The 21,649-nt window shown below is 60.7% G+C and carries 21 protein-coding genes and 2 tRNA genes; 18 read left to right on the plus strand and 5 right to left on the minus strand.

Annotated elements, in window-relative coordinates; all coding sequences use genetic code 11:
- The first annotated feature begins 424 nt into the window (after positions 1-424).
- From L1069_RS21075 to L1069_RS21085, 3 genes are all read left to right on the plus strand, one after another.
- Positions 425-1,216 carry a DeoR/GlpR family DNA-binding transcription regulator gene (locus tag L1069_RS21075; RefSeq protein ID WP_134828738.1) on the plus strand — a complete coding sequence of 264 codons (792 nt, stop codon included), beginning with the start codon at positions 425-427 and terminating at the stop codon, positions 1,214-1,216.
- Positions 1,217-1,370: 154 nt separating this feature from the next.
- Complete coding sequence (locus L1069_RS21080) at positions 1,371-3,047, plus strand: Na/Pi cotransporter family protein (RefSeq protein ID WP_237456955.1); 1,677 nt, start codon at positions 1,371-1,373, stop codon at positions 3,045-3,047.
- Between the two features lie 41 nt (positions 3,048-3,088).
- Complete coding sequence (locus L1069_RS21085) at positions 3,089-3,928, plus strand: DMT family transporter (protein WP_237456956.1); 840 nt, start codon at positions 3,089-3,091, stop codon at positions 3,926-3,928.
- A 51-nt stretch (positions 3,929-3,979) separates the two neighbouring features.
- On the opposite strand, the gene L1069_RS21090 is transcribed toward L1069_RS21085, so the two are convergent.
- From L1069_RS21090 to L1069_RS21100, 3 genes are all read right to left on the minus strand, one after another.
- Entirely contained in the window at positions 3,980-6,766 is a 2,787-nt protein-coding gene (locus tag L1069_RS21090; RefSeq protein ID WP_237456957.1) for an ATP-binding protein, read from the minus strand.
- Between the two features lie 405 nt (positions 6,767-7,171).
- Complete coding sequence (locus tag L1069_RS21095; protein WP_237456958.1) at positions 7,172-9,520, minus strand: methyl-accepting chemotaxis protein; 2,349 nt, start codon at positions 9,518-9,520, stop codon at positions 7,172-7,174.
- 479 nt (positions 9,521-9,999) lie between these two features.
- Positions 10,000-10,074 (minus strand) — tRNA-Thr (locus tag L1069_RS21100).
- Positions 10,075-10,159: 85 nt separating this feature from the next.
- On the opposite strand from L1069_RS21100, the gene L1069_RS21105 reads away from it, so the two are divergent.
- The 5 genes from L1069_RS21105 to hisD all read left to right on the plus strand — a co-directional run bounded on the left by L1069_RS21105 (position 10,160) and on the right by hisD (position 14,074).
- On the plus strand, positions 10,160-10,315 hold the full coding sequence (locus L1069_RS21105) for a hypothetical protein (protein ID WP_164982766.1): 156 nt from the start codon (positions 10,160-10,162) through the stop codon (positions 10,313-10,315).
- Positions 10,316-10,321: 6 nt separating this feature from the next.
- Positions 10,322-11,590: a UDP-N-acetylglucosamine 1-carboxyvinyltransferase gene (murA, locus tag L1069_RS21110; RefSeq protein WP_237456959.1), complete on the plus strand. Its 1,269-nt coding sequence runs from the start codon at positions 10,322-10,324 to the stop codon at positions 11,588-11,590.
- The gene (locus L1069_RS21115; RefSeq protein ID WP_237456960.1) at positions 11,590-12,066 is read left to right on the plus strand and encodes a DUF2948 family protein; all 477 of its coding nucleotides are present in this window, start codon (positions 11,590-11,592) and stop codon (positions 12,064-12,066) included. The genes murA and L1069_RS21115 overlap by 1 nt, the downstream gene beginning before the upstream one ends.
- A 3-nt stretch (positions 12,067-12,069) precedes the next feature.
- On the plus strand, positions 12,070-12,582 hold the full coding sequence (locus L1069_RS21120) for a GNAT family N-acetyltransferase (protein WP_237456961.1): 513 nt from the start codon (positions 12,070-12,072) through the stop codon (positions 12,580-12,582).
- Between the two features lie 190 nt (positions 12,583-12,772).
- Complete coding sequence (gene hisD, locus L1069_RS21125; protein ID WP_237456962.1) at positions 12,773-14,074, plus strand: histidinol dehydrogenase; 1,302 nt, start codon at positions 12,773-12,775, stop codon at positions 14,072-14,074.
- An 81-nt stretch (positions 14,075-14,155) separates the two neighbouring features.
- Here the strand turns inward: hisD and L1069_RS21130 are convergent, their stop codons facing one another.
- Positions 14,156-14,914: an SDR family oxidoreductase gene (locus L1069_RS21130; protein ID WP_237456963.1), complete on the minus strand. Its 759-nt coding sequence runs from the start codon at positions 14,912-14,914 to the stop codon at positions 14,156-14,158.
- 160 nt (positions 14,915-15,074) lie between these two features.
- On the opposite strand from L1069_RS21130, the gene L1069_RS21135 reads away from it, so the two are divergent.
- Genes L1069_RS21135 through L1069_RS21150 form a run of 4 tightly spaced genes read left to right on the plus strand, consistent with a single transcriptional unit; the run spans position 15,075 to position 16,995 of the window.
- The gene (locus tag L1069_RS21135) at positions 15,075-15,554 is read left to right on the plus strand and encodes a UPF0262 family protein (RefSeq protein WP_129372256.1); all 480 of its coding nucleotides are present in this window, start codon (positions 15,075-15,077) and stop codon (positions 15,552-15,554) included.
- 3 nt (positions 15,555-15,557) lie between these two features.
- Entirely contained in the window at positions 15,558-16,016 is a 459-nt protein-coding gene (locus tag L1069_RS21140) for a low molecular weight phosphatase family protein (RefSeq protein WP_129372255.1), read from the plus strand.
- Entirely contained in the window at positions 16,013-16,411 is a 399-nt protein-coding gene (locus L1069_RS21145) for a ketosteroid isomerase-related protein (RefSeq protein WP_237456964.1), read from the plus strand. The genes L1069_RS21140 and L1069_RS21145 overlap by 4 nt, the downstream gene beginning before the upstream one ends.
- Complete coding sequence (locus L1069_RS21150; protein WP_237456965.1) at positions 16,408-16,995, plus strand: GNAT family N-acetyltransferase; 588 nt, start codon at positions 16,408-16,410, stop codon at positions 16,993-16,995. The genes L1069_RS21145 and L1069_RS21150 overlap by 4 nt, the downstream gene beginning before the upstream one ends.
- Positions 16,996-17,037: 42 nt before the next feature.
- On the opposite strand, the gene L1069_RS21155 is transcribed toward L1069_RS21150, so the two are convergent.
- Positions 17,038-17,958 (minus strand): hypothetical protein, encoded by a 921-nt coding sequence (locus tag L1069_RS21155; RefSeq protein ID WP_237456966.1) that lies wholly within the window; start codon positions 17,956-17,958, stop codon positions 17,038-17,040.
- Between the two features lie 257 nt (positions 17,959-18,215).
- On the opposite strand from L1069_RS21155, the gene L1069_RS21160 reads away from it, so the two are divergent.
- From L1069_RS21160 to L1069_RS21185, 6 genes are all read left to right on the plus strand, one after another.
- The gene (locus tag L1069_RS21160; protein ID WP_237456967.1) at positions 18,216-19,094 is read left to right on the plus strand and encodes a carbon-nitrogen hydrolase family protein; all 879 of its coding nucleotides are present in this window, start codon (positions 18,216-18,218) and stop codon (positions 19,092-19,094) included.
- 83 nt (positions 19,095-19,177) lie between these two features.
- Positions 19,178-19,396: a translation initiation factor IF-1 gene (infA, locus tag L1069_RS21165; protein WP_005978431.1), complete on the plus strand. Its 219-nt coding sequence runs from the start codon at positions 19,178-19,180 to the stop codon at positions 19,394-19,396.
- Between the two features lie 177 nt (positions 19,397-19,573).
- Positions 19,574-20,155, plus strand: coding sequence for a Maf family protein (locus L1069_RS21170; protein WP_237456968.1), 582 nt, complete (start codon positions 19,574-19,576; stop codon positions 20,153-20,155).
- A complete protein-coding gene (locus tag L1069_RS21175) occupies positions 20,152-21,174 on the plus strand; it encodes a ribonuclease E/G (RefSeq protein ID WP_134828792.1) in 1,023 nt (340 codons plus the stop codon). Before L1069_RS21170 ends, L1069_RS21175 begins: the two co-directional genes overlap by 4 nt.
- Positions 21,171-21,374: a DNA gyrase inhibitor YacG gene (gene yacG / locus L1069_RS21180; protein WP_134828793.1), complete on the plus strand. Its 204-nt coding sequence runs from the start codon at positions 21,171-21,173 to the stop codon at positions 21,372-21,374. The genes L1069_RS21175 and yacG overlap by 4 nt, the downstream gene beginning before the upstream one ends.
- Before the next feature lie 81 nt (positions 21,375-21,455).
- Positions 21,456-21,530, plus strand: a tRNA-Phe gene (locus tag L1069_RS21185).
- Positions 21,531-21,649 lie beyond the last annotated feature (119 nt).

A 21,649-nucleotide genomic window follows, 5' to 3' on the forward strand; every position in this document is an offset into this window, starting at 1 on the left:
AGACCTCTGCGCCAGATTCCCGCTGTACCCGAACCTGTAAGCCTTTGCAGCATTGAGACCACAAACCGCCGCGGCCGATCAGCCGCGGCGGTTTTCCATTGCGGCACGGGCAAGGCTCCCGCGCCCCGCAGGTGCATCAAAGATGCCCCGGCACGGGCCTTGGGCCCGGCAGCGCCCCTGCGGGGTGCTGCCCGCGCCGTGCACAAGCACGGCGCCATGCCCAACGCTTTCGGGTCTGCCTGTGGCAGGCCGGAAAGGGGCGGGAGCGGCTGGCGGCTGGACGCGAAGGTGCCCGTTTGCAGGAGAATGCCCGGCAAAAAGTGGAAAGACCCAGAAATATGTGGGAAAATGTGGGTTGTCCTTGTAAGCCGAAAAAAATCCATGCCTTATGGCGTCAGGCAGTTAAACGCGAACAGGCTCACTCTTGTCGGACTCACTTTCTCTATCTCACCGCGAATTGGAGCTGGTGGACGCTTTGCGGCGCTTGGGCGGATCAGCCCGCAGTGCGGAGCTTGCAAAAATGCTGGATGTTTCCGAGGAAACTGTGCGCCGCACCATCAAGGCTCTGAACAAGGCTGGAGCCGTGCAACGGGTGCATGGCGGTGCCTTTCTGGCAGGGCCGCAAAGCGCGACCAGCTTCGCCCGGCGGATTTCTGAGAACCAAAAGGAAAAAGCCCGGATCGCGGCCCGGATCGCTGGACATGCCCGTGATGGCATGGCGCTGTTTCTGGATGTCGGCTCTACCACAGCATTTGTTGCCGAAGAGCTGCGGCAGAAGACCGGGTTGATCGTGGTCACCAATTCTATCGGAGCGGCACAGGCTCTGGCAAACCACAATGGCAACAGGGTGCATTTGCTGGGTGGTGAATTGCAAAGCAATGAGCGCGGCACCTTTGGTTTTGTGGCTGAGCAGCAAGTCCGGCGGTTTGCGCTGGATCTGGCCATACTGTCTGCAGATGCATTTTCTGCCAAACAGGGCGTGCTCTATCACAGTGCGGCCGAGGCGCAGCTGGCCGGGGTGGTTGCCGATTGCACAGAGCAGGTGGCCCTGGCCATGGCCCATCCTAAGTTTGCGGAATCTGCGCCGCATTGCGGACCCTCTCCGCGCAAGATCAGCCTGCTGTTTACCGACCGCAGACCTGACAAGAAACTCTCAGCAGCGCTGGCAGGCTGGGGGGTGAAAGTGGACGTTGTTCCAGGTGGTAAAGATGACTGACGAACAGCTGCCTCAGCGGCAGTCTGAAATGCAGGCCGCTTGATGGACGGCCGCTGGAAATGCCCGCAGCAACTGCCTCAGGAACGGGGTAAGATTGCATTGGTTGCGACTGGGACAGAAACACCCCGGCTACAGGCCGCAAGCAGGAACTGACATGGCGATTTTGACTTTTTTGATCAGTCTGGCGGGAGCCACGATGCTGCTTCTCTATGCGGTGCGGATGGTGCGCACCGGGATCGAGCGCAGCTATGGCGCCTCGTTCCAGCGGCTGCTGACCGGACGGCAAAGCCATCTGCAGGCGGGCCTGATGGGGCTGATGCTGGCGATCGTACTGCAAAGTTCGGCTGCCGTGGCGCTGCTCACCTCCGGGTTCGCGGCCAGCGGCTATCTGGCCTTTCCCACAGGGCTGGCCATCGTGCTGGGCGGCGATCTGGGTTCGGCGCTGATCATTCAGATCCTTTCCTTTGATCTTGATTGGCTGGTGCCGGTGCTGCTGGCGGCAGGCGGGTATCTGTTCGTCAAGACCGAGGCCAAGAAGGCGCGGCAGCTGGGCAGGATCTTGATGGGGGTCGCCTTCATTCTGATTTCGTTGCGATTTCTGCGCGAAGCGATGGATCCGATCCGCGACAGCGCTTTTCTGCCGGCGGTTGCAGGCTATTTGGCGCGGGATTACATCACGGCGTTTCTGGTCGGTGGCGCGCTGGCTTTTGTGATGCATTCGTCAGTTGCCGCTATCCTGATGTGCGTGACGCTGGTGCAGATCGGAGCGATCCCCTTTGCCGCTGGCCTTTCACTGGTATTGGGGGCGAATTTCGGTTCTGCCTTCATTCCCGTCTGGCTGAGCCGCGGAATGGATTTGCGGGCACGCCGCATCCCTTATGCCAACCTGGCTTTGCGCGGCACCTGGGCGGTGATCTGCCTGTTCGGTGCCAATCTGGCGCTGCGCCAGGGGGTGTTGGGGGATCCGCAAGGCGGCCAGATGCTGGTCAACGCGCATCTGGCCTTCAATGCGTCACTGCTGGTGCTTGCGCTGCCGGTTTGCACACCGTTGGGAGAAATCTTTGCCCGGCTGTTCCCCGAACCCGAGCAGACAGAGATAAACCATCCTGGGCGGCCTGTCAGTGCGCTGGAGCAGGGCAGCTATGGCTCAGCTGCGGTGTCTGTTTCGAACCTTAAACGCGAGCTGCTGCGAATGTCGGATCAGGTCAATGCCATGTTCCGCCCGGTACTGGAACTGTACCAATCGGGTGGCAAGGAGAAAATCAAGACCGTCCAGCTGATGGACGCCGAGGTCAACGCTGGGCTCTCCGGTGTCCGGAAATATGTGGCTGCGATCCCCGAGGATGGCTTTGATAAAGAACAGCTGAAGACGGCCCGCAGCCTGATGGAATATGCGATCCGGCTGGAAACCGCTGGTGATGTGGTGGCGCGCCGGCTGACAGTTCTGGCGGGTGATTTGAACAAAAGGAACCTGAGCTTCTCCAGGGAAGGCTGGATGGAGATTACCCGGATGCATGAGGCAATCCTGGCCAATATGCAGCTGGCCTCCAACGTGCTGATCTCCGATGATTTGGAAAGTGCGCGGCTGTTGAGCCTGGAAAAAACCGAATTGAAGCGGATGGAGCACGACAGCCGGAAACGTCACCTGAAACGGTTGCAGAATGGTGCCCGGGAAAGCTTTGACACGTCCGATATCCATTTGGAAACGCTGCGTGCCTTGCGCGAATTCAACAGCCACATTGCAGCTGTGGCCTATCCGGTTCTGTACCGGAACGGTCAGCTGCTGGAGACCCGGCTAATTAATGAAATGCTGCCGGAAGACGCCGAGTGACGCTTGAAATCCAGCCGCCTGCCTAAAGGCCTGTCCAGAACATGACCCTTTTTATCATCGCTATCATCTTGTCGGCAGCGCTGTTGCATGCTGTGTGGAACGCCATCGTGAAGACGGCTGCGGACCGCACCACCACACTCGGGCTGGTTGCCTTTGGCCACGTGATCCCCAGTGCCGTGATGATCACAATTCTGCCGCTGCCTTCTGCTGAAAGCTTTGTCTATATCCTGCTCTCAACGGTGGTTCACTTCGGGTACTACTACATGCTTGGCCGCGCCTATCAGCACGGCGACCTCAGCGTCGTTTACCCGATCGCCAGGGGTATCGTGCCGGCGCTTGTCGGCATATGGGCGATGATCTTTGCCGGCGAGGTTTTGCCATTGCAGGCCTGGGCGGGCATTGCGGTGATTGCCCTTGGCATCCAGCTCAGCAGCTGGAAGGCGCTGCGCTCGGGTGTCGGGCGCGCGGCTCTTGGTTTTGCCGCGGGGACCGGTTTTTGCATTTCGATTTATTCATTGGTCGACGGTATCGGCGTGCGTTTGTCCGGTAACACACTCAGCTACTGGGCCTGGGGGGCATTTCTGCACATTTTTATCGCCGGATTCATTGCTGTGCGCAAGCGCAGCACGCTAGCGGCTTTGCCCGGGCGGACATGGATCCTGGGGATTGCCGGAGGCTTGGTATCCATGACGGCTTACGGGCTGGTGCTTTATGCCAAGAACTTTGCCCCGCTTGGCGCTGTTTCCGCGCTGCGGGAAACGTCGGTGATTTTTGCCGCGCTGATCGGATTTTTCTTTCTCAAAGAAGGATATTGGATACGGCGGCTTGGTTCTGCGGTATTGATGGCCTGCGGTGTGGCCCTGATCGGAATGGCTGTCTAGATCCTGTGCGGCTTGATGCGCTGGCGCAATCAATGAGATTGGGTTGAGACCTCAGGCTCTTGCTCTGGGCTGCGATTCAAGGGCGGCAGTATCTGTCAGAAATGATGCCAAAGTGTGCAGCAGAACTGCCTTTTTGACCGGCTTGGCCAAGAAGTGATCCATGCCCGCATCCAGACAGGCCTGCCGGTCGCTGGAAAACGCGTTGGCCGTCAGGGCAATGATTACTGGCTGGGGAAAGGGCAGATTGCGGATCTCCCGGGTGGCCGCAATGCCGTCCAACTCGGGCATCGACATATCCATCAGGATAATATCCGGCTGTTGTTCCTTGAACATGTCAACTGCCGCGCGGCCATTCCCGGCTTCAGCCAATTCCACCGGCTGACCGCGCAGAAATTTGCGGATCAGCAGCCTGTTGGTCTGGTTGTCCTCAGCCAGCAAAACCTTGCAAGGCCTGATCTGAGGCGCGGTGTCCAGTAAAAACTCTGCGGCCGGGGAGGGCGCTTGCCTGGCTGGCGACATTTGCAGTTCCAGCCGGAAGCAAGAGCCTTGGCCGGGATCTGATTTAACCGAAATGCTGCCGCCCATCCGCTTGGCCAGCATGCTGGAAATGGTAAGCCCCAGCCCGGTTCCGCCAAACTCCTTTGTCGTTGCCGCGTCTGCTTGGGTGAAGCGGTCAAAGATATGGCGCGCTTGTGAGCCGGAAATTCCGATCCCGCTGTCCTCAACTTCGGCGATCAGGCGGCAAGGGTTTCCGTCGGCATGCGAGACGCGGACGTCAATTCTGCCTTGCGGCGTGAACTTGACAGCATTGCCGATCAGATTGACCAGAATCTGCCGCAATCGCCCGTCATCTCCATGCAGCCGCTCCGGTAGCCCGTCAGCGTAAGAGACCTGCAGCGACAGGCCTTTTTCCAGCGCTTTCGGGCGGAACAGCCCCGCCGCACTGCCAATACAGTCGCGCAGGTCGAAATCCTCTTCGGTTATAGAGAATTTCCCGGCTTCCAGCCGCGACAGGTCAAGGATGTCATTGATGATCTTCAGCAGTGCCTGGGCCGAACTGCGGATGGTTTCCACATTTTGCTGTTCATCCAGCGAAAGCTCCGCCTCAGCCAGCAAATCAGCCATGCCGATGATACCGTTCATCGGAGTGCGGATTTCATGGCTCATATTGGCCAGGAATTCCGTTTTGGCCCGATCGGCCTGTTCGGCCGCAACCTTGGCCTCGGCCAGTTCCCGTTCACGCAGTTTGCTATGGGTGATGTCGCGTTCAATGCCGATAATCAGGTCGACTGTGCCATCTTCGCGGGTCACTGGGACGATATTGGTATCGAACCAGGCTTCTTCCCCTGACTTGGTGTAGGTGAGCACTTCGTTGTGATAGCGGATGCCAAGGTCCTTGTGGCGGTTCATTTCCCGGATCACGCCAAGATCGGTATCCGGACCGTCCAGCAATTCTGAAGGTGTCCGGCCAATTGCCTCGCTGGCGGCATAGCCTGTGACGCGGGTGAAGGCCTCGTTGACCCAGAGGATCTGCCGCTCTGCATCGGTCAGGATGATACTGTCGGACGCGTGTTTTGCGACCAGCGACAGACGGTGCAGTTCCGCCTGTTGTTTTTGCAATTCGGCATGGGCGTCTTCCAGTGCGCGTTTGCCGTGTTTCAGTTCGCTGTTCCGCTCGGACAGAGTCTGATTCGCACGGATCAGTTCTTCGCGCAGATGGACATCCTCCGACACATTCCAGTTGACGCCAATCATCCAGTCGCGGCCTTGCGCATCTGTAAACGGGCTGGCCAGCGCCCGGATATGCTTGAAGGTGCCATCTTCCAGAACAATCCGGAAGTCCGAGGCGAAATGTGTCTTGTTCCGTTCCGCTGACTGCAGTGCCTTGGCCACCCGGTCCCGGTCGCCGGGGTGCAGCATGGCCATCCATTCGGCCCCCTCCGGCGGCCCGTGCTGCACGGGTACGCAGTAGAGTTCATGCATGCGGCTGTCCCAGCTCACCTTCTGACTCACCGTGTCGCATTCCCAAATACCCACACGGGATGTTTTGACTGCAATTTCCAACCGCCGCGAGACGGCCTCCAGCTCGGCTTCCCTGCGCCGCAGCTGGCCGATAACGGTTTGCCTTGCAGCAGACAGCCTGCCGGCCAGAAACGTCGGGAAAACGACCAGTGCCGCCGCCGCCAGCAGACCCAGCCTCAGCTTCCACAGGTTGCCAGGAACACTTTGCCAGCCGCCTCGGGGCCGGGCGGCCAGTTTCCAGGAACCAACTGGCAGGTTTATGTCCAGCAGAACGGGATCTCCGGTCAGCATGTCCGGCACGCCGAAAAACTGGCGGCCAGAGGGGCCCGTCCCGTCTTGGCCGGTCAGCGCTATTTCCAGGCCGCCCTTGTTTCCATGGATGCCGGTCTCGGTGTAAAGAGTGCCGGTTGCGACCACAGCCGAGAGAATACCCCAAAACTGCCGGTCAGTCCCCGACCCGGTGAAAATAGGAAGCCGGTAGATAAACCCGGTGCCGCCCTGTACCAAGTTTACCGGCCCGGCCAGCACCATGTCACCGCTATCGCGAACCCGGTGTGCCGCCGCCCGCTGAGCGGCATTCTGATTGTAGTCCAGCCCAATGACGGGTTCGTTCCCTTTCACCGGATAGACCAAGGAAACCACTAAACCGGGGGCCGCCGCGATGTGCCTGATGGCGGTCTTTCCCTCCAGCACCTGTGCGGCCATCCGGCTGAACCGCGCCTGCTGCATGTCCGGTTCGGTGGCCAGCATCGCGGCCAACCCGCGCAGCCGCTGATAGTCGCCATTGACTTGGCCTTCCAGCCGGGACTTGAGCATCCCTGCCTCTTGCTGGACCCTGGCACGTTCAGACTGGTGGTGGATTGTGGCGTTTTGCTGCTCAGCGTAAAACCCTGCAGCACAGACTACCGCCAAGGCAAGCAGGGCGGGCAGGTATGTCCGGTTGCTGAAGGCGCGCAGCCAGCGAGCAGGAAGTTTAGACACGGCCATCTTGCCACCTTTGCATTTGCGCGAAGCACTGCTGGCATCCGTGTCCAGAATGTATGCCAAGTGTTCGGTTCAGCCCCAATGTCCTCTTAAAGTCTGAAAATAGGGTTTTCACAACACCGGTGCAGGCTGAGCGGCGCTGCGGCCGCCAACGCGGCGTCCGCAGCGGGCCGTTGCGCGACGGGTTTTGCAACTAGGCTGTTGTCTTTGCCACAATGTGCTCTGCTCCAGTCGGGATCAAAAGTCCTGCCATTTTGCCAAGGCGGCCGAGCCCTCCGTGGCGGGAATGGCGGAATGCGTCTCAGGCAAATCATCCCAGCCAGAGCCATGAGCGGATGGCTGGACCGGTTCCGGCACCTGGCAGCGCGAAGGTGTGTCCATACCGACATTGAAATTGTCCACCAGCCCGGCCAGCTTGGAGGCGTCGCCGTTCAGCAGCTGGCCTGCTGCCGTCATCTGCTCCACCATCGCGGCGTTCTGCTGGGTCACCTGGTCCAGTTGCATCACGCCGGTGTTGATTTCACCAATGCCCGTGGATTGTTCTGCTGCGCCCTCGGCAATCCCCGAGACAAGCCCCGAGATATGGGTGACCTGGGAAACGATGCTGTTCAGCGCCTCGCCGGCTTTGCCGACCAGATCCACGCCCTTTGCCACTTGGTCACCGGAATTGGAGATCAGCGCCTTGATTTCCATGGCCGCATCCGAGGACCGCTGCGCCAGGGCCCGCACCTCGGAGGCAACAACAGCAAAACCGCGTCCGGCATCGCCTGCGCGCGCCGCCTCGACGCCTGCATTCAGCGCCAGCAGGTTTGTCTGAAACGCGATATCGTCGATCACACCGATGATCTGCGAAATATGGGAGGCCGATGCTTCGATCCCGTTCATCGCAGAAACCGCGTTTTGCACCACTTCACCGCTGGCCTCGGCTTCGTCCCGGGCCTCGTTCATGGCGGTTTCCACCCGGCGTGCGCCATCGGCTGCAGCCTTAACGCTGGCGGTCATCTGATCCAGCGCGGCAGCGGTCTGCTCCAGCGTGGCGGCCTGGCTTTCGGTGCGCTGCGACAGATCATCCGAGGCCTGGCTGATTTCAGAAGTGCCATTGCGGATGCTGGTGGTGGCTTCCACCACTTCGCGCACTGTATTGTTCAAGGTGTCAGCCGTCTGGTTGAAATCAAGGCGCAGGCCCTTGTACGCTTCCGGGAAAGGTTCTGTAATCGGGTTCGAAAAGTCCCCGTTTGCCAGACGCTTCAGGCCGTTACGCAGTTCACCAACAACGAGATCCTGCTGGCGTTGCAATTCAGCCCGTTCCTCTTCTGCCGTCTGGGCATTTTGCAAGTCAGTTTTGAAACCTTCGAGGATACCGGCAATATTGCCGAATTCATCGCCGGTGCCATGACCGGCGACCGGGTGATTGTAATCCTTGGCTGCGATGTGCTCGACACTGTCGGACAGGGCCGAAACCTTGCGGGCAATGCTGCGGGCTGCCACCCAGGACAGGAGTGCCACAGCCAATGCCACGCCAACGGCCTGCAGCATGGCGGCGTTGGACAGGCTGTTTTGGGCTGCCAGCGCCTCGGCGCTGTCAACTTCCAGGACAATGCCCCAGGTCCGGTCTTCGAGGGCAACGCCCGCAGCCATGGCTTCGACCGGTTGGCCCGCCAGGCCCGGAGTGCCCGAAAAACTGCTTTTCCCGCCGCCAAGTGCCGCCGTAATCTGTGCCAAACCGGGCAGGTCCGACAAGGCCTGATGCCCGTTGCCGCGGTCCGAAGCAGTCAATGCGACTCCATCGCCGCGCACCAGGTAGGCCTGGCCGGATTCCCCCAGCAGACTGGAGTGGGACAGAAGCTCAGAGATGTCTTCAACCGGGACGCGCAGCACCAACGCCCCCATCATTGCGCCTTTCTTCAGGATCGGAGCAGAGATGAACATTGCCGGGCGGCCGCTATCGGCTTGGTAGGCAGCCATTTCCGACAGGAACACTTGGCCGCGCTCCAGTTCCAGCGCGGCGCGGAATGCTATGCCCAACCCGCTGTCCTGATACGGCCCATCCAGGTAATTCAGCGCAAAATCATCGTTCTTTTGCACCGCATAGACCATGTTGCCCTGCACATCCAAAAGATAGGCGTCCAGGAACCCCTGTTCTTCCAGAAAGGTGACAAATCCGGTGTGATTCATCTTGTGGCGGATGGACCAGGCGGATTTGTCTTTGGCATCGAGCAGCTTGTAGCGCTCACCTGCAGGGTTGGGGTTGCCGTCTGCATAGGCGGCGCGCAGATGCCCGCTGGGGTCATCGCCCAGAGAATAGAAACCGTTGGAAAAATCCCGCAATGCCGTTTCAACTGCTTTACTGGCCACCAGTGTCCGGGTCTGCGAGCGCAGGTCGGCCACCCAGTTCTCCAGTGCCTCTTTGCGCTCTTCCAGCAGTGTCGCATATGCGGCTTCCCGGTTGGCCTTCAGTGCTTGTCCGGCCTCCCAGGCAAAGAAAAGGCCAGAGGCGAGGGTCAGAATTATCGTGGGGGCGGCGATAGACAGCGGCAGTTTGCGGCCCAATGGCATATTCGCCCAGAATTTGAACAGTCGAGTCATTGCAGCGTAGTTCCCATCAACATTTGAGTCTGCCGGCAGCCTGGGAGCAGCCGTGAACGGTGCCAGCTGAGTGGCGCCTGATGGCAAAACACTTGATGGGATTCATTTCGGCAGCGTTAAATTATGTGCCAAAACCCCTGATTTGCTGCATTTGGCAGGTCATATGCAGCAAAAAAGCAGATCCATTTTTATCTGTGGCCTTACGAGTCTGTTGCGAATCGCCGGTGCGCCACTGAGCCGTGCCGCCCTCCGGCCGGGCTTGGAAGAGCAGCGAATCCCCTGCGCCAGTTTCAGTATCCGCTGCACAGGGTAAATTGCATTCAAGGGTGGCAGGACAGGCGGGCTGCGAGTCTGAGGATATGAAAACCCCTGTGCTCACGGTGATTTTGCGTGTTTGCTGCGCTCGTCTTACTGAAACAGGCTGCCAAAAAACCGGCACTATCTGGTCAGTATTCTGAAAACATTCAATGTTTGAAAGATGGTGCTGCTGGAGAGAATTGAACTCTCGACCTCTCCCTTACCAAGGGAGTGCTCTACCTCTGAGCTACAGCAGCGCCGGTGAGGGGGCTTTTAGGCATAAACGCTGAGGGGCGCAAGAGCATTCTGGACGGTTTTTTCCCACTCAGTTACAGAAGTCTTATGGCGGAAAAGAAAACACCGAAAAACGACAGGTCAGCGGCATCGCGCGAAGACCGGCTGAAGGCAGCGCTCAAGGCAAACATGGCCCGGCGCAAGGCTCAGGCCAAGGCGCGGGCGGAAAAGCCGGACCAGGATACGGGCAAAAACGGAGAGTAAGGGCAGATGGATTCGATTCTGGTAACTGGCAACGGCCCGCTGAACGGGCAGATTCCAATCGCAGGGGCCAAAAACGCCTGCCTCACCCTGATGCCTGCGACGCTCCTGAGCGAGGAACCGCTGACGCTGACCAATGCGCCGCGGTTGAGCGATATCAAGACAATGACATTGCTCTTGCAGTCACTGGGCGCCGAAGTGTCCAGCCTGCAGGACGGCCAGGTGCTGGCACTGTCGAGCCATGACCTGACCAGCCATGTGGCTGACTATGACATCGTGCGGAAAATGCGCGCCTCCAATCTGGTGCTGGGTCCGATGCTGGCGCGGCTGGGGCAGGCGGTGGTGTCGCTGCCCGGCGGCTGCGCAATCGGCGCCCGGCCGATGGATCTGCACATTCAGGGTCTTGAGGCGCTGGGCGCCGAGATTGAGCTGAAGGACGGGTATCTGCACGCCAAGGCCCCGGGGGGGCTGAAAGGCGCGGTGGTGGAGCTGAGCTTTGCCTCGGTCGGGGCAACCGAGAATATCATGATGGCAGCCACCCTGGCAAAGGGCACCACCGTCATCAAGAACGCCGCGCGCGAGCCGGAGATCGTTGATTTGGCCGATTGCCTGCGGAAAATGGGCGCGCAGATCGACGGCGACGGTACCCTCGACATCACCATTCAGGGCGTCGACCGCCTGCATGGGGCGACTCATCAGGTGGTAACCGACCGGATCGAGCTGGGCACATATATGCTGGCACCCGCGATCTGCGGCGGCGAGGTGGAGCTGCTGGGCGGCCGCCGCAGCCTGCTGGAAAGCTTCTGCAGCAAACTGGAGGCGGCAGGAATCGAGATCACCGAGGGTAAAAACAGCCTGACCGTCAGCCGCAAGAACGGCCGGCTGCAGGCCGTGGATGTGGTGACCGAGCCATTCCCGGGCTTTCCGACCGACTTGCAAGCACAGATGATGGCACTGATGTGTACTGCTGAAGGCACGTCTGTTCTGGAAGAAAAGATCTTTGAGAACCGCTTTATGCATGCCCCGGAACTCACCCGTATGGGGGCACAGATCGAAGTGCACGGCGGCCATGCAACCGTGACTGGCGTTGAAATGCTGAAAGGCGCTCCGGTGATGGCTACCGACCTGCGCGCCTCGGTCTCGCTGATTCTTGCCGGCCTGGCGGCGGAAGGCGAAACCAAGGTAAGCCGGGTCTACCACTTGGACCGCGGCTATGAGCATGTGGTGCGCAAACTGTCCGGCGTCGGCGCCAAAATCGAACGGATCAGGGAAGAGTGATGGCGGATGCAAGCTTTGAAGACGGCCGCGAGGCGCCTCTGAATCTGGGCGCACTGGAGGAGGAGGATCTCAAGGTCCTGTCCTCATTGTTGCAGGATGCGGTGTTTCCGGTCACCGAAATGAGCTGGCGCGCTTCCGAACGCCGCTTTGCACTGCTGGTGAACCGTTTCCGGTGGGAGGACCGCGAGGCTGCGGAACGCCGTGGCAGGGCTTTTGAGCGGGTGCAGTCGCTGCTGGTGGTGAACAATGTCCTGGGCGTTTCCTCACAAGGCGTGGACCGCAAGGACAAGGACCTGGTCCTGTCGCTGCTCTCGGTTGAATTTGAGCCGGGGGAGGACGGTGCCGGCCATGTATTGCTGACCTTGGCCGGCGACGGCGCGGTTCGCTTGGCGGTCGAGGCGCTGGAGCTGTCCCTTCGTGATGTCACCCGCCCCTACCGGGCGCCTTCTGGCCAGGCCCCGGACCACGGCAGCTGAACCATGCAGAACAAGCGCGGCATTTCCCAGGCTTTCGCCGCCCCGGCGGCACCGCTGGAAATCCGCCGCGCCAACGTTTTTGACGTCTTTGCCATGAGCCGGGTGCTCATCGCCTCGATCCGCGATCTGTGTCAGGCGGACCACGGCAGTGATGCCGCCCGGATCGCGGACTGGACCGCCAACAAGACGCCGGAGCAGGTCCGCGGCTGGATCGCCGGACCCGGGTGCTACTGGCTGGCCGAGCATGGCGGCGAGGCCGCTGCCGTGGGCGGGCTGTCTCCGGACGGCTCCATCTCCCTGCTGTATGTTGCCCCAGCCGCAGCCGGCCGGGGCACTGGCGCCGTCATGCTGGCGTATCTGGAGGCGGAGCTGCTGCAGAGCGGCCATGCCGAGGGCCGCCTTGACGCCACCCGGACAGCACTGGACTTCTATCGCAGGCACGGCTGGCAGACGGCAGGAAAGACTGGCGGATGCTGCGGCACACCCTGCATTGCAATGCGCAAATCCTTACGCTGAGCTTCCGCTTCGTTCTGGTTCCAAACACCCCGGGGTGAATTGGCCGCCAGGCCAAGAGGGGCAGAGCCCCTTACCCTATTTAAACCTGCAGGGCAGCGCCCCTGCCGCTTGCGTCCAATTGCACCGTTCGCACGCATAAATCTTGAGGCTCTGCGCCCTTGCGGATATGCGGGGGCCAAAGGAGATCCCGATGCCGCAGTTTCTGAACACCGCTGATGCCGGTTTTGAGCAGTCCTTCACCGCCCTTCTGGGCGCCAAGCGCGAGGATAGCCCGGATGTGGATGCTGTTGTGGCCGGGATCATCGCTGACGTGCGCGACCGCGGTGATGCGGCACTGGTGGAGCTGACGGCGAAGTTTGACCGGATGGAGCTGGAGCCTGCGCAACTGCGGATTACTGGTGCAGAGGTGGAGGCGGCCATCGCCACGGTTTCTGCTGAAGAGCGTCAGGCACTGGAACTGGCGGCCGACCGCATCCGCGCCTATCACATGCGCCAGATGCCGGAAGATGCGCAGTGGACTGACGAGGCCGGCGCAACGCTGGGCTGGCGCTGGTCGGCGGTGTCGGCGGCTGGGCTTTATGTTCCGGGCGGGCTGGCCTCTTATCCCTCTTCGGTGCTGATGAACGCGATCCCGGCCAAAGTTGCAGGCGTGCAGCGGCTGGCGGTCACGGTTCCAACCCCGGACGGCCAGATCAACCCGCTGGTGCTGCTGGCAGCAAAGATTGCAGAGGTGGATGAAATCTACCGGGTCGGCGGGGCACAGGCGGTGGCGGCGCTGGCCTATGGCACTGAAACTATCGCCCCGGTCGATAAGATCACCGGCCCGGGCAATGCTTTTGTTGCAGCCGCCAAGCGGCGGGTGTTTGGCAAGGTCGGCATCGACATGATCGCCGGGCCGTCTGAAATCCTGGTGATTGCGGATAAGGACAATAATCCCGACTGGATCGCACTGGATCTGATGAGCCAATCCGAACATGACGAAAGCGCCCAGTCGATTCTGATCACCGATGACGAAGGATTTGGCCTGGCTGTGGCAGCGGCGGTGGATAAGCGTCTGGAAACGCTGGAACGCCGCGCAATTGCCGGCCCCTCCTGGCGGGATTTCGGTGCGGTGATAACTGTGCGGGACCTGGATGAGGCGGCGGCGCTGTCCAACCGCATTGCACCGGAACATCTGGAGTTGTGTGTCGCCGATCCGGCGGCCTTGAGCGAAAAAACCATCCACGCAGGCGCCATCTTCCTGGGTCAATACACGCCCGAAGCCATTGGCGACTATGTCGGCGGCCCGAACCATGTGCTGCCGACGGCGCGTTCGGCCCGGTTTTCCTCCGGATTGTCAGTTCTGGATTTCCTCAAGCGCACGACCCTTAGCCAGATGACATCGGACGCACTGCGGGCAATTGGCCCGGCGGCAGAAATTCTGGCTCGCAGTGAAAGCCTGCAGGCGCACGGTCTGTCTGTTACCGCACGGTTGGATGCGCTGAACAAGTAAGCGAAGCAGGTGCGTTGCCCCTCTGTGCGTGCCGCGCATTCACTCCGGGATACTGTTAGCCAGAAGAAGAACCGCGCGCACTCAATAGTGCGCGGTATAGCCGCCATCCACAGCCAGCACCTGCCCGGTGATGTAGGACGCGGCAGGGGAGGCGAGGAACAGGATGGCGGGCGCCAGCTCTTCAGGCTCGCCCCAGCGGCCGAGCGAGGTGGCATTTTTCAATTTCGCTGCAATTTCCGGGTCAGCGGCCGCGGACATGTTGGGGCTGGTTTTGAAGAAACCCGGGGCGATAGCATTCACTGTGATGCCTTTGGGGCCAAGCTCCGCTGCCAGTGCCTTGGTCATGCCGTTGATACCGGCTTTGGCTGTTGTATAGGCCGCATCCCCGGATTGGGCGATGAGTCCGGCAATCGAGGATATGTTGATGATGCGGCCATACCCCTTTGGTGCCATTTGGGCGGCGGCCAATTGTGCAAGGCGGAACGGGGCGATCAGATCAACATCCCATAGCGCTTGCAGATCGGATCGCGTGAAGTCCATGAGGTTGCGCCGGTCTCGCTGGCCCACGTTATTGACCAGAATATCGAGACCGCCTTCACCAGCGATGCCTTCGAATGCCGCGGTTGCAGATCCCTCATCAGCCACATCCAGAACCAATGCGCGGGCCTTTCCCGGCATCCGGCTCAAGGCCGCCGCCACCCTTTCTTTATTGCGTCCGTTCACCCAAACCTCGGCTCCGGCTTCAGACAGAAGGCGGGCAGCGGCAAACCCCAGCCCGTCCGTGGAGCCGGTCACCAGCGCGCGCTGGCCTTTGAGGGAAAACTGATCAAGCCCTGTCATCATCCTGTCTCCTGTTGCAGGCAAGCTGTTCGTGCAGGCGTGGCCTGTCAAGCACTGCCGCAAATGGCGCAGGCTTTGACGCCCGCTGCTGCATTGCCCCAAGCGCGGCGGTGCGATAGTCATGGCCGGACGCCTTAGCGCATATTAGAGACAAAGACCCATGAGCCGCATCAGCCATATTGAATTGGACGACCGCAACCTGCCGCCTCCGACGCCCGAGATCGAGCAGGAGCGCAAGGTGGCGATTTACGACCTGATCGAGGACAACAGTTTTGCACTGCCGTCCCGCGAAGGACGCGACCTGCCCGCCGGCCCTTATCATTTAGGACTGGCGATCCGCGACAAGCGCTTGGTCTTTGACATTATCACGGAAGAGGGTGAGAAAGCAGCAGAGTTCCACCTGTCGTTGTCGCCGTTCCGTCAGGTGGTCAAGGACTACTATCAAATCTGCGAAAGCTACTTCAGCGCGGTGAAAACCATGCCGCCCAGTCAGATCGAGACCATCGACATGGCGCGACGCGGCATCCACAACGAAGGCAGCCGGGTTCTGCAGGAACGGCTGGAAGGCAAGGCCGAAGTCGACACCGACACCGCCAGACGCCTGTTCACCTTGATCTGCGTCTTGCATTTCGGAGGCTGACGGGTGGAGGAGCTGCCGCAGTCCATTCTGTTCTGTTGCGACCACAATTCGGTCCGCTCTCCAATGGCGGAGGGCATCATGAAGAAATTCTTTGGCACCGGCACCTATGTGCAGTCCGCCGGTGTCAAGAACGACATGGAGATCGACGGTTTCGCCATCTCTGTCTGCCAGGAAATCGATGTCGAGCTGTCGCGCCACCGGTCGCGCTCGTTTGATGAGATGGAACGCTGGGGCGATGACCTGTCGTCCTTCGATCTGGTGGTGGCGCTGTCGCCTGCCAGCCAGCGCCGGGCGCTGGAACTTACCCGTTTTTTTCACCTCGATGTCGAATATTGGCCGATTATGGACCCTACCGGGCTCGGCGAGACACGCGCAGCCAAGCTAGATGTCTACCGGCAATCACGGGACCAAATCATCCAGCACTTGAAGAGCCGCTGGGGTGAACCGACGGAGAGAACATGACCGAAACCATTGCGCGCTATTTCGCAGCCTTCAACGCCGCCGACACCGACGCCATGCTGGACTGCCTGGACGACCAGATTGCCCACCATGTGAACGAGGGCAAAATCCGGGTAGGCAAAGATAAGTTCGCGGAATTCTGCGCCCACATGAGCCGCTGCTATAAGGAAGAGCTGACCGGTATGGTGATCTTTTCCAACGGCGACGGCACCCGTGCAGCGGCAGAGTTCATCGTCAACGGCACCTATCTGGTGACGGACGAGGGCCTGCCGGAAGCCAAAGGCCAGACCTACCGCCTGCCAGGCGGCTCGTTCTTTGAACTGAAAGACGGCAAGATTTCCCGCGTCACCACCTATTACAACCTGGCGGACTGGATCGCCCAGGTCTCTGCCGGATGACGATCCGGGTTGAGACGATGACCGGCGCGGCGCTGGAGGCCGCGCTGGACGACGTGGCACACCTGCGCATCAAAGTCTTCCGCGCCTGGCCATACCTGTACGATGGCGACTTGGCGTATGAGCGGGAATACCTGCAAAGCTACCGTGACAGCACTCGCGCCGTGGTGGCCGGAGCTTTTGACGGTGAAACCCTGGTCGGGGCCTCCACCGGCGCACCGCTGAGCGATCATGCGGATGATTTCGCGGCGGCGTTCGAGGGCACCGGCATTGACCTGACCGGCGTCTTCTACTGCGCCGAATCCGTGCTGCTGCCGGAATACCGCGGCCATGGTGCCGGCCACGGTTTCTTTGATGCGCGCGAATCCCATGCCCGCAAGCATGGGTTCAGCAAGACCGCCTTTTGCAGCGTGCAGCGCCCGGCGAACCACCCGTTGCGGCCTGCGGACTACGCGCCGCTGGATCCGTTCTGGCACAAGCGTGGCTATGCCCCGCTGCAGGGTGCCATCGCGCATTTTTCCTGGAAGGATGTGGATCAGGCCGAGGAAACCAGCAAGCCGCTGCAGTTCTGGATCCGGGATCTGTAAGGGGGGGGCAGGCGCCCGCGCGGGGCGCCTTAAACCTGAAATTCAGACGCCTTCGGGGCGGGCTTTTTGCAGCTCGTCCAGGGCCTGCTTGTGCTGGGCCAGGAAGAATCGCACGTCATCCTGAGCGGACTTGAAACTGTTCTGCGCCGCAACCAGCGCCTTGCCGGTTGCAACCCGCTCCTTCTCGATGCCGGGCTGCTTGGCGTATTGCTTCAGCAGGCTGGTGGCTTCCTTCAGGATCTTGGGCAGGGTTTCCTTGATGTTCTTGGCATGAAGCGCGATCTTGTGCTTTTTGATCAGCGCCCGAAGCGCTGCGTCGGCTTTGCCTTCGATATCCTCGCGATTGACGCCTTCCTTACTGTACTGCGTCTTCCAGGCCTTGCGGACGGCCTCCATGTCCTTTTCAGCCTGTTTCACATCCTTGACGATGTCATTGCAGGCGCCTTCGATCTTGGCGCCACGGGTATGAAGATCCTTCAGCTCCTTCAGAACCAGCTTATTTTTCTGGTCATGCTCCTTCTTGAGCTTTTCCAGATGCTTGTCGGTTTCTTCATTTTCCTTCTCGACCTTCAGCTGCTGCGCCATCTGCTTTTGCTTGATCTTGTCCGCATTGCGGGCCAGCTCTGCTGCCGCATCCTCTCGCTTTTCGATCAGCTTGGCATAGGCCAGGCACAGGTCCCTGCTGTGCGATTGCAGCTTGCCGCATTTGCCGCGCGCCTTCAGCATCGCATTGGCCAGCATACTGAACGCCTGCACGATCTCAGGCATCTGGTCCAGATCTGCCTTGGACGGATCGCCTGACGGCGGCACGCCCATTTTCTCCAGCAGATCCATATATTTGCCCACGCCACTGCCCTTGCAGGCGCCGGCCCGGTATTCACGCCAGAATTTGGTGCGGAAGCCTTTTTTCGGGATGTCGGCAATAACGCCTTTCAGGTTCTTGTCATCAAGCTTGGTAGCCAAGGGAGTGGTCCTTTTTCAAATTAACAAATGAGTGTCTGCGCCCGAGAATGGCCAAATAGCCGCGCAACACCAAGATGGAACGCTGGATGCAGCTGTTTCCGTTGCAAAAATGCGCATACTTTTCGAACTGTTTTTGCGGCCCGGTCCGGCGGCAGCTGCAATCTGTATAGTGCCCCGCCTTGCGCCGGGCACCTTTGCAGGGCAATCCTGCCGGAAGGCCGCACCGGGATGCGGCTGCCGGCCACCGGAGAGACCGCATGAAAATCGCCACCGCCGCCTATCCGCTCGACTGGCTCAGCAGCTGGGCACAATATGAGGACAAGCTGGCCGCCTGGGTGGCAGAGGCTGCCGGAAATGGCGCCGAGCTGCTGGTATTCCCGGAATACGGCGCGATGGAGCTGTCAACGCTGGACGGCGCGGCGGTTGCCGCCGATCTGGAGCAGTCGATCCACTCGGTGTCGGAAAAAATGGAGGATGCTGCCGCGCTGCATCTGCGGCTCGCCGCCGAACACGGGGTGCATATCCTGGGTGCCTCTGCCCCGGTCAACAGCGGCCTCACCCGGCCGGTGAACCGGGCAGAGCTCTACACGCCCTCAGGTAAGCGGGATCATCAGGACAAGCAGATCATGACCCGGTTCGAGCGAGAGGACTGGGGCATCATGGGCGGCGGGCCGCTCAAGATTTTCGATACCGCCCTGGGCAGAATCGGGGTGCTGATCTGCTATGACAGCGAATTCCCGCTGCTGGGGCGTGCGCTGGCACAGACGGATGTGATTCTCGTCCCCTCCTGCACAGAAGCGCTGGCCGGATACTGGCGGGTGCGCATCGGTGCCATGTCCCGGGCGCTGGAAAATCAATGCGTGACTGCCATGGCATCCATCGTCGGCGCCAACGAATGGTCCGAGGCAGTGGACCTGAACACCGGTACCGGCGGCATTTTCGGCCCGCCGGACAAGGGCTTCCCCGGCACCGGCGTTCTGGCCGAAGGCACGCTGAACCAGCCGGGCTGGACCTACGGCGAGGCCGACCTGGAGGCCATCGCCCATGTGCGGGCATCTGGCGGGGTGTTGAACCGGCTGCATTGGGAAGAACAAATGCCGCGGGTGAAATCGGTCACAAAGACCGCGCTTTGCTGATTGAGCCCTTGAAATATTGGAAAAATGACCCCATTTAGGCGCACGTCCCGCAGTTTGCGGGGTAACCCAATGATGGAGACAACATGGCCAAGGAAGATACGCTCGAATTTCCCGGTGTCGTGAAGGAACTCCTGCCTAACGCGACGTTTCGGGTCGAGCTTGAGAACGGCCATGAAATCATCGCGCATACGGCAGGCAAGATGCGCAAGAACCGCATCCGTGTTCTGGCAGGCGACAAGGTCCAGGTGGAGATGACCCCCTACGACCTGACCAAAGGCCGGATCAATTACCGCTTCAAGTAAGCAATTGATCTGGAAGAAATATCAAGGCCCGGCACTTTGCCGGGCTTTTGTTTTGAAGCGGCCTGGCGGCTGCTGTCTCCGGCGGGGTTACTTTGGGCAAGTGGAAATGACCCGGCCCGCTTTCCCACTGCCGGAATTCGCCTTATGACGGGCGCAAAGAGGTAAGAGGGTCAAGGCATGGCATTTATCCTGGGATCAGGCAGCCCGAGGCGGTTGCAGTTGCTGGCGCAGCTTGGCGTGCATCCGGATGAGGTGCGCCCGCCGGAAATTGACGAAACACCGCTCAAGAATGAGCTGCCGCGGGTCTATTGCGCGCGGGTGACTCGGGAAAAAACCGAAGCTGTCCCCACGGGGACAGAGGATGTTGTTCTGTGCGCCGACACCACTGTTGCCCTGGGCCGCCGCATCTTGGGCAAGCCGCGCGATGCGGGTGAGGCAGCGGAGTTCTTGCTGGCTCTCTCCGGCCGCCGCCACCGGGTGATCACTGCCGTTGCCGTGCGCCGCGGAGACCGTGTCTGGGAAAAGGACGTGGTCAGCCAGGTCAAGATGAAAAACCTCTCCGACGAGGAGCTGAACGCCTACCTCGCCACCGGCGACTGGCAGGGCAAGGCCGGCGCCTATGCTATCCAAGGCCCCGCTGGCGCCTTCATTCCATGGATCAGCGGCTCTTTCACCGGAATTGTCGGACTGCCGTTGTCTGAAACCGCAAATCTGCTGCGCGCCGCCGGGCTGCCGCTGTATCAGGAGGCCGCCGCATGAAGGGCCGCACTATCATTCTCGACCACATTCAGGACCGTGAAGCCGCAGCACTGATGGTGGACGGCAAACTGGAGGACTTCCTGGCCGAAAGCGACGCCCCCGCGCCCGGCACCATCTACCGCGCCCGCGCCGACCGGCCCGTGAAGGGGCAGGGCGGCATGTTCCTGACCACGCCTGACGGCCCGGCCTTCCTGCGCCAGGTCAAAGGACTGGCACCTGGCCAGATGATCCTGGTGCAGGTCTCCGGCTATGCCGAACCGGGCAAGGCGATTCCGGTCACCCAGAAGCTGCTGTTCAAGAGCCGCTATGCCATTGTCACGCCGGAGGCGCCGGGGCTGAACATCTCGCGCAGCATCCGCGACGAGGACGAGCGCGACCGGCTGTTGGAGATTGCACATGAGGAAATGGGCGAGTCGGGCTACGGCCTGATCCTGCGCTCTGCCTGCGCCGGCGCGGACAGCGAAGAGATCGCCGAAGACGTTGCTGCCATGGCGGCGCTGGCGGCGCAGGTAATGCAGGATGAAGGTTCCGAGCCGGAGGTATTGGCCGAAGGTGACACCCCCCATCTGCTGGCCTGGCGGGACTGGGTGGAGCCTGCTGATGTGGAGCGCGAACCCGGCGGGTTCGAACGCCTGGGCGTACTGGATGCGCTGGACATTGCACAGGGTATCCGCGAGCCGCTGCCGGGCGGCGCCTTCCTGTTCATCGAGCCGACCCGCGCCCTGGTGGCGGTGGATGTGAACACCGGCTCGGACACCTCGCTTGCGTCGGGCGTTAAGGCCAATATGGCCGCCGCCAAGGTCCTGCCCCGCGCCTTGCGGGTGCGCGGCTTGGGCGGCCAGATCATCCTGGACCTGGCCCCGATGCCCAAGAAGGACCGGCGCGGCTTTGAAACCGCGCTGCGGTCCGCCTTCCGGGCCGATTCCGAGGAAACGGTTCTGGCTGGCTGGACCAACCTCGGCCATTTTGAGTTGCAGCGCAAACGCGGCCGCATTGCCCTGAATGAGGTGCTGAAATGAGCTGCCCGATCTGCGGCGGGGAAACGCAGAAGACACACCGGCCTTTCTGTTCCAAGCGCTGTGCTGATATCGACCTCGGGAAATGGCTGACCGGTGCCTATTCAGTGCCTAGCCAGGACCTGGAAGACATTGAAAACGCTCTGGAAGAAGCTGGCCGCGCGCAGGCGCCGGAAGAAAATCCGCAGCAAACCCGCCATTAGCGCTTTTCTTTGAAAAACCCTCTGGACACCGCCGCGCGCTCGTCATAGAAGGCCCTCACCCAAGGCGAACAGCCTTCCCGTGCCCGGGTAGCTCAGGGGTAGAGCAGTGGATTGAAAATCCTCGTGTCGGTGGTTCGATTCCGCCCCCGGGCACCACTAAATCACTGAAAAATAAGTGGTTTTTAGTCATCTGATCGACTCTCCTCGTCAGGGTTTGACAGTTTATTTTGCGGGTTTGACACTCTTGCTTGCTGAGCACGTCGCTCATACTCACC

The sequence above is a fragment of the Leisingera sp. MMG026 genome (assembly GCF_021654205.1).
GTDB lineage: Bacteria > Pseudomonadota > Alphaproteobacteria > Rhodobacterales > Rhodobacteraceae > Leisingera.

Coding starts and splice junctions, on each gene's coding strand:
- L1069_RS21170 (WP_237456968.1), top strand. CDS start 19,574: ATGGCATTTATCCTGGGATCAGGCAGCCCGAGGCGGTTGCAGTTGCTG.
- L1069_RS21120 (WP_237456961.1), top strand. CDS start 12,070: ATGCAGAACAAGCGCGGCATTTCCCAGGCTTTCGCCGCCCCGGCGGCA.
- L1069_RS21115 (WP_237456960.1), top strand. CDS start 11,590: ATGGCGGATGCAAGCTTTGAAGACGGCCGCGAGGCGCCTCTGAATCTG.
- L1069_RS21135 (WP_129372256.1), top strand. CDS start 15,075: ATGAGCCGCATCAGCCATATTGAATTGGACGACCGCAACCTGCCGCCT.
- yacG (WP_134828793.1), top strand. CDS start 21,171: ATGAGCTGCCCGATCTGCGGCGGGGAAACGCAGAAGACACACCGGCCT.
- L1069_RS21150 (WP_237456965.1), top strand. CDS start 16,408: ATGACGATCCGGGTTGAGACGATGACCGGCGCGGCGCTGGAGGCCGCG.
- L1069_RS21145 (WP_237456964.1), top strand. CDS start 16,013: ATGACCGAAACCATTGCGCGCTATTTCGCAGCCTTCAACGCCGCCGAC.
- L1069_RS21160 (WP_237456967.1), top strand. CDS start 18,216: ATGAAAATCGCCACCGCCGCCTATCCGCTCGACTGGCTCAGCAGCTGG.
- L1069_RS21080 (WP_237456955.1), top strand. CDS start 1,371: ATGGCGATTTTGACTTTTTTGATCAGTCTGGCGGGAGCCACGATGCTG.
- hisD (WP_237456962.1), top strand. CDS start 12,773: ATGCCGCAGTTTCTGAACACCGCTGATGCCGGTTTTGAGCAGTCCTTC.
- L1069_RS21095 (WP_237456958.1), bottom strand. CDS start 9,520: ATGACTCGACTGTTCAAATTCTGGGCGAATATGCCATTGGGCCGCAAA.
- L1069_RS21175 (WP_134828792.1), top strand. CDS start 20,152: ATGAAGGGCCGCACTATCATTCTCGACCACATTCAGGACCGTGAAGCC.
- murA (WP_237456959.1), top strand. CDS start 10,322: ATGGATTCGATTCTGGTAACTGGCAACGGCCCGCTGAACGGGCAGATT.
- L1069_RS21105 (WP_164982766.1), top strand. CDS start 10,160: ATGGCGGAAAAGAAAACACCGAAAAACGACAGGTCAGCGGCATCGCGC.
- L1069_RS21085 (WP_237456956.1), top strand. CDS start 3,089: ATGACCCTTTTTATCATCGCTATCATCTTGTCGGCAGCGCTGTTGCAT.
- L1069_RS21130 (WP_237456963.1), bottom strand. CDS start 14,914: ATGACAGGGCTTGATCAGTTTTCCCTCAAAGGCCAGCGCGCGCTGGTG.
- infA (WP_005978431.1), top strand. CDS start 19,178: ATGGCCAAGGAAGATACGCTCGAATTTCCCGGTGTCGTGAAGGAACTC.
- L1069_RS21090 (WP_237456957.1), bottom strand. CDS start 6,766: ATGCTCAAGTCCCGGCTGGAAGGCCAAGTCAATGGCGACTATCAGCGG.